This window comes from Cupriavidus sp. MPR-AND1C (genome assembly GCF_058809705.1).
The window spans coordinates 46,454-55,380 of record NZ_JBXASU010000050.1 but is presented as its reverse complement, the minus strand read 5'-3'; the positions used below and the strand labels follow the sequence as shown (position 1 = coordinate 55,380).

Genomic DNA, 8,927 nt, shown 5'->3' with positions numbered 1-8,927 from the left:
AGGCTGGCCATCAGGCGGTCGGCGATGTCGCGCGCACCTGGGGTGTTGTGGTCGTCCTTTTCCGGCAGCACGGTGCCGAGCACGGACACGCCGGTGCGCATCACGTCCATCGGGTGGGCGCTGGCGGGCACCCATTCGAGGGCGGCCTTGACGTTGGCGGGCAGGCCGCGCAGGGCCTTGAGCTTGGCCTTGTAGGCAGCCAGTTCGGCGCGGGTGGGGAGCTTGCCGTGCACCAGCAGGTGGGCGATTTCCTCGAATTCGCAGGTCTCGGCGATGTCGAGGATGTCGTAGCCGCGGTAGTGCAGGTCGTTGCCGGTACGGCCGACCGTGCACAGCGCGGTGTTGCCGGCGGTCACGCCCGACAGGGCGACGGATTTCTTCGGCTTCGGGGCGACTAGCGGTTGCGCTTCGGACATGGGGGAGTCTCCTTGGGGTTGCTGTGCTCGTGTGCTCGTGTGCACGTGTGCTGTTCGGGTGCTGCTGGTGGGCTTACTTGGCCTTGCCCTGGGCAAACAGGGCGTCCAGTTTTTGCTCATAGGCGTGATAGCCGATGCTTTCGTACAGCTCGGCGCGCGTCTGCATGGTATCGACCACGTTCTGCTGCGTGCCGTCGCGGCGGATTGCAGCGTACACGTTTTCGGCGGCCTTGTTCATGGCACGGAAGGCCGACAGCGGGTAGAGGACCATCGACACGCCGGCACCGCCCAGTTCCTCGGTGGTGAACAGCGGCGTAGCGCCAAATTCGGTGATGTTCGCCAGCACCGGCACCTTCACGGCGTCAACGAACTTGCGGTACATGGCCAGGTCGGTCATGGCCTCCGGGAAGATGGCGTCGGCGCCGGCTTCCACGCAGGCCACGGCCCGCTCGATGGCCTTGTCCAGGCCTTCCACGGCCAGTGCGTCGGTGCGGGCCATGATGACGAAGTTCTCGTCGGTACGGGCATCGACGGCCGCCTTGATGCGGTCGGCCATTTCTCCCTGCGAGACGATTTCCTTGCCCGGGCGGTGGCCGCAGCGCTTGGCGCCGACCTGGTCTTCGATATGCATTGCGCCCGCGCCGAACTTGATCAGCGACCTGGTGGTGCGCGCCACGTTGAAGGCGGAGGCGCCAAAGCCGGTGTCCACGTCGACCAGCAGCGGCACATCACACACGTCGGTGATGCGGCGCACGTCGGTCAGCACGTCGTCCAGGTTGGAGATGCCCAGGTCCGGCAGGCCGAGTGAGCCCGCGGCCACGCCGCCGCCAGACAGGTAGATGGCGCGGTAGCCCGCACGCTTGGCCAGCAGGGCATGGTTGGCATTGATCGTGCCGACGACCTGCAGGGGATGCTCATCGGCCAGGGCCTGGCGGAAACGGGCGCCGGCGGAGCGGGCGAGGTCGGAAGTGGAGAAGGTCATGATCATCGCTTTAGGAGTGGACGGCTGATAAGCGCAAGGGGTGTGCCAGCCTGTTTTTGGCTGCGCATCGCGCCTCACGCAGGAGCGCGGGCGTAGGGCGGCACCCTTGCCAGGCCTGGGCTGGCGGCGATTCCCGAGGCTTCGCGGCCGGCCCCTGCGTTGCGTCGCTGACGCGTGATGAATTTCAAAATTGAAAGAATTGCTTTTCAATATTGAAATGCAATCCGTGGGGGCGCACAATCTCAAGATTAGCGCCATCCGGCGTATCTGCAGCGTTTTCCATCTCCATGCAATCCGGCATCCTCTCGCCCATTCCCCCCACCGGCGGCACCACGCCGGCCCGCCCGCGGATCTGGGCGATCGGCATTAGCCGCCTGTCCCGGGCCTTTGCCGACCTGATCCCGGCCTACGCCGCGCAGGCCGAGTTCCGCATCTTGGGCAAAGGCTACGCGGCGGCTGCCAGCGCCGTCGCCCGCGAAGCGCGCGAGGGCAGGCTCGATGCCGTGGTGGCGGGCGGCTCCAATGGCGCCTACCTGCGCCAGCACGTCGATGTGCCAGTGGTGCTGGTCAAGGTGACCGGCTTCGATGTGATGAGCGCGCTGGCGACGGCGCGGCGCATCTCGCCGAAGGTGGCGCTGGTGACGCACGCCGCCACCTATCCGGAGGTGGATGAGTTCGTGCGGTCTTTTTCGCTGTCCATCCCAGCTTACACGTACCTGACCGAGGACGATGCCGCGGCCCGCGTGAAGGCCCTCAAGCAGGAGGGCGTCAAAGTGGTGGTGGGGCCGGGCATGGTGACCGACCTGGCGGACAAGATCGGCCTGATCGGCGTGTTCCTGTACTCAGGCAATTCGGTGCGGGGTGCGCTGGAGGATGTGATTGAAGCGGCTCGCTTGCGCCGCATCGAGTCCGGCCGGCGCGACTACGTCAACACCATCCTGGCTCACCTGAATGAAGGCGTGGCCGCAGTCGACGCGGACGGGCGCATCCAGACTTACAACCCGGCCATGGAGCGTTTTCTCGGCACGGCGCCGGCCGCTGCGCTGGGCCGCAAGCTGCAAGCGCTGGCCCCCGCGCTCTCGCTCGATGGCGTGATGCAAAGCGGCAGCAAGGAGCTCGAAGCCATCCACAAGCTTGGCGACAAGATGGTGGTGGTCAACCGCATCCCCATCGTCACCGAGAGCGGCGCCACCGGCGCGGTGCTGACGCTGCAGGATGCCAATGCCATCCATCGGGTCGACCGCAACCTGCGCTCGCGCAGCCGCGCGAGGCCGGCTGGCGTGCGCTACAGCCTGGACGACCTCGCTGGTGCTTCCCCGGCCATGCATCACCTGCGCGAACTGGCGCGGCGCTATGCGGCGGTGGATTCCACCGTGCTGGTGGGCGGCGAAAGCGGCACCGGCAAGGAGGTGCTGGCCCAGGGCATGCACGACGCCAGCCCGCGCCGCGTATTCCCGTTCGTGGCGGTCAATTGCGCGGCGTTCCCCGAGACTCTGCTGGAAAGCGAGCTGTTCGGCTACGAAGAGGGCGCCTTTACCGGCGCACGCCGCGGCGGCAAGGCGGGCTTGTTCGAGTCCGCCCACAATGGCACGCTGTTCCTGGACGAGGTGGGCGATATGCCGCCCGCGCTGCAGACCCGCTTGCTGCGTGTGCTGCAGGAAAAACAGGTGCTGCCGATCGGCGGCCTGGATGCCGTGCCGGTCAATGTGCGGGTGATTGCCGCCACGCACCGCAACCTGGGCGAACTGGTCCGGCAGGGCAGCTTCCGCCAGGATCTCTACTACCGCCTCAATATCCTGCGCATCGAGATGCCGCCGCTGCGCGAGCGCGCCGGCGACCTGCCCGAGCTGGCGGAACTGCTGTACCGCCGTGCCCAGGAACGCCTGGGGCAGCCGGCGCCACAGCCGCTGCCGCAAGCGGTGCGGGCGAGGCTGGCGGGCTATGCCTGGCCGGGCAATATCCGCGAGCTGGAAAACGTGACCGAACGCATTGCCGTGCTGGTGGCGGGGCGCAAGCTGGCGCCCCGGGATTTGCTCGATGAATTGCAGGCGGCGGCGCCGGAGTTGTTTGACCCGGAGCCGCAAGGTGATCCTGCGCCGCTGGCTGGCGGCTTGCGCGGCGCGGTGGCCAAGGGTAGTGCGGGTGGTACGGGAGGTGACGATCCGACTGAGGCGGGCTCGCTCGCAGGCGTGGCACGCACCAGTCAGGCCGAGCATATCCGGCGCGTGCTGGCGCAATGCGGGGGCAACCGTGCCGCAGCCTGTCATCAGTTGGGCATCAGCGCCACGACCCTGTGGCGGCGCCTGAAAGAGGCGCCGTAGCCATGTCACGGCTGCGCCACGTGCCGTGACACGACGGGCTGCGGTGTCAGCCCCTTGGCCGCCAGCCAGTCCGCATTGAACAGGCGCCCGGCATACAGGTCGCCGCGGTCGCACAGCAGGGTGACGATGGTGTGGCCCGGCCCCATCTCACGGGCCAGCCAGGCCGCCGCCGCCACATTGATGCCGGACGAGCCGCCCACCCATAAGCCTTCCTCGCGCAGCAGCCGGTAAACCATGTCGACGCAAGCCTGGTCGTCGATCCGGACCGCATCGTCGATCGGGGTGTCCGCCAGGTTGGCGGTGACGCGGCTGGAGCCGATCCCCTCGGTGATGGAGTTGCCCTTGGCCTTGACCTCGTGGTGCTTGACGAAGTGATACAGCCCGCTGCCGTGCGGATCGGCCAGCACGATGCGCACGGGCGGGTTGCGCTCCTTCTCCTTCAGGAAACGCGCGACGCCGGCCAGCGTGCCACCGGTGCCGGTGGCACAGACAAAGGCATCGATCTTGCCGGCGGTGTCGTGCCAGATTTCCGGACCGGTGGTTTCGTAATGCGCCTGCCGATTGGCCAGGTTGTCGAACTGGTTCGCCCAGATGGCGTTTTCCGTCTCCTGGGCCAGGCGCCCGGCCACCTTCTGGTAGTTGTTGGGGTCGGCGTAGGGCGCCGCTGGCACCGGGCGCACCTCGGCGCCGAGCAGCCGCAGGCGGTCCATCTTTTCCGGGGACTGGGTGTCGGGGATCACCACGATGCAGCGGTAGCCGCGCGCGGCGCACAGATGCGCCAGGCCGATGCCGGTATTGCCGGCGGTGCCTTCCACCACGGTCCCGCCGGGCTTGAGCGCGCCGCGCCGCTCGGCGTCGCGGATGATGTAGAGCGCCGCCCGATCCTTGACCGAGCCGCCCGGATTCAGGAACTCAGCCTTGCCGAGGATTTCGCAACCGGTCTCCTCGCTCAGGCCTGCCAGCCGGATCAGCGGTGTATGGCCGATGGTGCCGACGAAACCATCCTTGACGTCCATGATGCACTCCGCGCGTTGCGCTCCGGATGGATCGGAGCGTCACTCAGAGTGATAGATCGGCGTTGGGGGAATGACAAGGCGTGCCGGGAAACCCGCATGGCGCACGGGTTCGGCTTGGGCTGGAAAAGCGGGTTTTGCGCGACGTTGGGATAGCGGCACCAGGGTGGCCGTCAGGCAGCGTTCAGCCACCGGAAATTGATGTCGCCCTCAAGAAATTCCTGCCGGGTGGCGTGAAAGTCACGCACATACTCGCTGTTGAGGTGCGATTCCAGCGCATGCCTGGAATTCCACTCCATATAGAGCACAAACACCTCGGCATCCTCGGCGTCTTCTCCCACGTGGTAGCGCAGGCAGCCGGGTTCCAAGGCGCCGCGCAGGCGCAGCGCGGTCAGCTTGGCAACCAGGACCTCACGGCGGTGAGCCTTGGCGCGCGCAATTCCGACAAGCGTGTACGTTGTGGACATGGTGTGAACGGCAAGCGTGTGGCGCGCCATTGTAGCCGTGCGGCGGGGCCCTGGGCTGAATGTCCGAGGGCATTGGCCGGATAATTTAGACGGGTTGACAAGTCCCCGCCCGGGCGATAGCGGTGCGGCCAGCGGTCCCGGCAGGGGCCGGCTGGCAATCCATCGCCCCGCTAGTCCTGCCGTGCCTGCCGTGTGATGACCTGCCCGTTGCGCGCCCCGCTATGCGCGCCGTGCTGCCAGGTAATGGCGCCGTTGACGATCACGGCGCCGATGCCTTCGGCCGGGCGGGTGGGGGTTTCGTAGCTGGCGGCGTCGCGCACGTTCTCGGCATTGAAGACGACGATATCGGCATGGTGGCCCACCTCCAGCGTGCCGCGCTGATGCAGGCCGAAGTTGCGTGCCGTCAGCCCGGTCATCTTCCAGACCGCCGTTTCGAGCGGGAACAGCCCGATCTCGCGGCAGTAGTGGCCGAGTACGCGTGGGAAGGTGCCCCACAGGCGCGGATGCGGGCTTGCGCCAACGGGAATGCCGTCGGAGCCGATCATGGTGTCGTCGAAGGCGAGGATGCGCTGGACGTCGTTTTCGTCCATCAGGAAGTAGACCGCGCTGCCGGGCTGCAGGCGGCGCGCCGCCTCGTCCTTGGCCACGCCCCATTCCCTGGCGATGTCGTCGAGGTCGCGGCCCGCGCATTCGGGGTGCGGCTGGCTGGCGGAGATCAGCACCCGGCCTTCGAGCATGCCGCGGTCGGTGCGGATCATGGTGGAGCCGGCGGTGTATGGGTAGCAGTCGAGCGAGACGCACTGGTGCTTCATGGTTTCACGGATGAAGGGCAGCGTGACCCGGCTCCTGCCGAAGTTCGCCGTGTTCTGCACCTTGTGGTGCGACACCACCACCGGCACGCCGAGCTCGCGGCCAATGCGGAAGGTTTCTTCCAGCGACTGCATGACATGGTCGGACTCGTCGCGCATATGCGTCACGTACAGCGCCTTGCGCGCGCTGAGCGGCCGGCAGACCTCGATGATTTCCTCGGTCGTCGCCTTGGCGGCGGGCGGGTAGAAGGTGCCGGTCGACAGGCCGATCGCGCCGGCTTGCATGGCTTGCTCGACCAGTGCCCGCATGGCGGTAATCTCTTCGGCATTGGCGGGCCGGTCGAGCGCCGGCATGGTGACCGCGCGCAAGGTCGAATGCCCGACCATCGCCGCCACGTTGACCGAGCTTGGCGTGGCGCGCAGCGCATCGAGGTAAGCCGCGAAGGTGGTGAAGCGGCCCTCGGCCGGCGAGTCGATCAGGCTTAGCGGCATGGGCAGGTCCATGTCCGCGCGCAACGGGGCGGCGCTGATGCCGCAGTTGCCGGCGATCACGGTCGTGACGCCCTGCGAGATCTTGAAGGGCATGGTGGCCTGCGACAGCACGGCCTGGTCGTCATGCGTGTGCGCGTCGATGAAGCCGGGAGCGACGATCTGGCCCGACGCGTCCAGCGTCCGGTCAGCCGTGTGCCCGGTTAGGTTGCCGATCGCCGCGATGCGGCCCCCGCGCACGCCGATATCGGCGCTGAAGCGGGGGGCCTTGCTGCCGTCGATCACGGTGCCGCCAGCGATCAGCAGGTCGTAGTGCGTGGAATCAGGATTGGACATCGGGTTCCTTTTTTGGGTCTGCAGCGAGTCGGTCAGCGGGTCAGCGAGTCGGCGGGTCAGCGGAAGTGGCAGGCGACCTGATGCCCGCCGCCGGCGGAGGGCCGTTCGGTGAGGGCGGGCGCCTGTTCCTTGCATATGGCTTGCGCCAGCGGGCAGCGTGTGTGAAAGCGGCAGCCCGGCGGCGGGTTGGCCGGGCTCGGCGGGTCGCCTTGCAGCAGCAGGCGCCGGGCCGGCGTGCGCGGATTGGGCACTGGCACCGCGGACAGCAGGATCTCCGTGTACGGGTGGCGCGGCGCGCTGAACAGCGTGTCGCGGTCGGCCAGCTCCACGATCTGGCCGAGGTACATCACAGCGACCCGGTGGCTGATATGGCGCACCACCGCCAGGTCGTGCGCAACGAACAGGTAGGCGATGCCGAGTTCGGCCTGCAGGTCCATCAGCAGGTTGACCACCTGCGCCTGCACCGAGACGTCGAGCGCCGACACCGGCTCGTCGCAGACGATCAGCTTGGGGTTGAGCGCGAGCGCGCGCGCGATGCCCAGCCGCTGCCGCTGGCCGCCCGAGAATTCGTGCGGGAATTTCCTGGCCGCCTCCGGGCGCAGCCCGACCTTGGCAAACAGCCACTGCACGCGTTCGCTGCGCTCGGTGCGCGAGCGCATGCCGAAATTGCGCAGCGGCTCGCTGACGATCTCGCCCGCCGTCAGGCGCGGGCTTAGCGAAGCGTAGGGGTCCTGGAAGATGATCTGCAGATCCCGCCGGCGCAGGCGCATGGCGTTTGCCGACAGGCCCAGCAGCTCCTCGCCATCGAGTTGCACCGAGCCGGAGGTGGGCTCGACCAGGCGCAGCACCGACTTGGCGGTGGTGGTCTTGCCGCAGCCGGATTCGCCAACCAGCGAGAGCGTCTCGCCGCGCTCGACGGTGAAGGACACGCCGTCCACCGCCTGGATGGGCGGCTTGCGCGGCGCCAGCCAGCGCTGCGGCGCGATGTAGTGCTTCTTGAGCCGGTCGACCTTGAGCAGGGGAGAGGGCGGGACAGTGGGGGTGCTCATGCGATGGCTTCCTGGGCTGGCTGGTTGCATTCGATGCGGCCTTCCTCGACCGCGAAGCAGGCCACCGCATGGTCTGCGCCGTGGCGCGTGAGTTGCGGGATTTCGCGCGCGCAGCGCGTGTCGGCATGCGGGCAGCGCGCCGCGAACGCGCAGCCGCGGCGCGCTTGCTGCGGCGATGGCACTAGCCCGGGGATTTCGGCCAGGCGCTGGCTGCTGGTGTTCATCGAAGGCATCGAGGCCATCAGCGCGCGGGTGTAGGGGTGCAGCGGGCGGTCGAACAGATCGATGACGCTGGCTTCCTCGACCTTGCGCCCGGCGTACATCACGATCACGCGGTCGCAGCACTCCGCCACCACGCCGAGGTCGTGCGTGATCATCACTACCCCCATGCCTAGTTCTTTCTGCAAGCGGCGGATCAGGTCCAGGATCTGGGCCTGGATGGTGACGTCGAGCGCGGTGGTGGGCTCGTCGGCGATCAGCACCTCCGGGTTGCAGGCCAGCGCCAGTGCGATCATCACGCGCTGGCGCATGCCGCCGGAGAGCTGGTGCGGGTATTCGTTGACGCGGCGCTCGGGCTCGGGGATCTGCACCAGCCGCAGCATTTCCGCTGCGCGCTTCAGCGCATCGGCACGGCTTGCGCCTTGGTGCAGCTGCACCGTCTCGGCAATCTGGCGGCCGATCGTGAGCACCGGGTTCAGCGAGGTCATCGGCTCCTGGAAGATCATCGAGACACGGTTGCCGCGGATACGGCGCATCTCGCGCTCGCTGAGTTGCAGCAGGTCGATGCCGCGCAGCCGCACGGCGCCGCGCATGCGTGCCGGCGGCGTGGGCAGTAGCCGCATGATCGACAGCGCGGTCACGCTCTTGCCGCAGCCGGACTCGCCGACCACGCCAAGCGTCTGGCCGGCGCGCACGGTGTACGAGACGCCGTTGACCGAGCGGGCCGGGCCGGTGAGCGTGTCGAAATGGGTGTGCAGGTCGTCCACCTCGAGCAACGGCTCCCCGGTGGGCAGGGCAACGCGGGACATTGTCGTCGTCATTGGTG

General features: G+C 67.8%; 8 protein-coding genes. 1 reads left to right on the top strand and 7 read right to left on the bottom strand.

The genetic code is table 11. From position 1 onward, the window contains the following. Together AC1RWI_RS24040 and prpB are read right to left on the bottom strand one after the other, a co-directional pair. Positions 1-416: citrate/2-methylcitrate synthase (locus tag AC1RWI_RS24040; RefSeq protein WP_492869224.1), on the bottom strand; the 416-nt coding region annotated here is incomplete at its 3' end. Positions 417-489: 73 nt separating this feature from the next. After that, complete coding sequence (gene prpB, locus AC1RWI_RS24035) at positions 490-1,398, bottom strand: methylisocitrate lyase (RefSeq protein ID WP_043351920.1); 909 nt, start codon at positions 1,396-1,398, stop codon at positions 490-492. A gap of 287 nt (positions 1,399-1,685) precedes the next feature. Between prpB and prpR the strand changes: the two genes are divergently transcribed. Beyond that, the gene (gene prpR / locus AC1RWI_RS24030) at positions 1,686-3,719 is read left to right on the top strand and encodes a propionate catabolism operon regulatory protein PrpR (protein ID WP_492869222.1); all 2,034 of its coding nucleotides are present in this window, start codon (positions 1,686-1,688) and stop codon (positions 3,717-3,719) included. Between the two features lie 5 nt (positions 3,720-3,724). Here prpR and AC1RWI_RS24025 read toward each other — a convergent pair whose 3' ends face one another. The 5 genes from AC1RWI_RS24025 to AC1RWI_RS24005 all read right to left on the bottom strand — a co-directional run bounded on the left by AC1RWI_RS24025 (position 3,725) and on the right by AC1RWI_RS24005 (position 8,922). Next, entirely contained in the window at positions 3,725-4,735 is a 1,011-nt protein-coding gene (locus AC1RWI_RS24025; protein WP_043346704.1) for a cysteine synthase A, read from the bottom strand. A 170-nt stretch (positions 4,736-4,905) separates the two neighbouring features. Beyond that, on the bottom strand, positions 4,906-5,229 hold the full coding sequence (locus AC1RWI_RS24020; RefSeq protein WP_492869219.1) for a putative quinol monooxygenase: 324 nt from the start codon (positions 5,227-5,229) through the stop codon (positions 4,906-4,908). A 140-nt stretch (positions 5,230-5,369) separates the two neighbouring features. Beyond that, a complete protein-coding gene (locus AC1RWI_RS24015; RefSeq protein WP_492869217.1) occupies positions 5,370-6,833 on the bottom strand; it encodes an N-acyl-D-amino-acid deacylase family protein in 1,464 nt (487 codons plus the stop codon). Between the two features lie 56 nt (positions 6,834-6,889). Further along, entirely contained in the window at positions 6,890-7,882 is a 993-nt protein-coding gene (locus tag AC1RWI_RS24010) for an ABC transporter ATP-binding protein (RefSeq protein ID WP_043346697.1), read from the bottom strand. Next, positions 7,879-8,922, bottom strand: coding sequence for an ABC transporter ATP-binding protein (locus tag AC1RWI_RS24005; protein WP_043346694.1), 1,044 nt, complete (start codon positions 8,920-8,922; stop codon positions 7,879-7,881). Before AC1RWI_RS24005 ends, AC1RWI_RS24010 begins: the two co-directional genes overlap by 4 nt. Between the last annotated feature and the right edge of the window lie 5 nt (positions 8,923-8,927).

Bases quoted from the DNA above. Each gene is read 5' to 3' on its own strand.
- prpB (WP_043351920.1), bottom strand. From the start codon at position 1,398: ATGACCTTCTCCACTTCCGACCTCGCCCGCTCCGCCGGCGCCCGTTTC.
- prpR (WP_492869222.1), top strand. From the start codon at position 1,686: ATGCAATCCGGCATCCTCTCGCCCATTCCCCCCACCGGCGGCACCACG.
- AC1RWI_RS24025 (WP_043346704.1), bottom strand. From the start codon at position 4,735: ATGGACGTCAAGGATGGTTTCGTCGGCACCATCGGCCATACACCGCTG.
- AC1RWI_RS24020 (WP_492869219.1), bottom strand. From the start codon at position 5,229: ATGGCGCGCCACACGCTTGCCGTTCACACCATGTCCACAACGTACACG.
- AC1RWI_RS24015 (WP_492869217.1), bottom strand. From the start codon at position 6,833: ATGTCCAATCCTGATTCCACGCACTACGACCTGCTGATCGCTGGCGGC.
- AC1RWI_RS24010 (WP_043346697.1), bottom strand. From the start codon at position 7,882: ATGAGCACCCCCACTGTCCCGCCCTCTCCCCTGCTCAAGGTCGACCGG.
- AC1RWI_RS24005 (WP_043346694.1), bottom strand. From the start codon at position 8,922: ATGACGACGACAATGTCCCGCGTTGCCCTGCCCACCGGGGAGCCGTTG.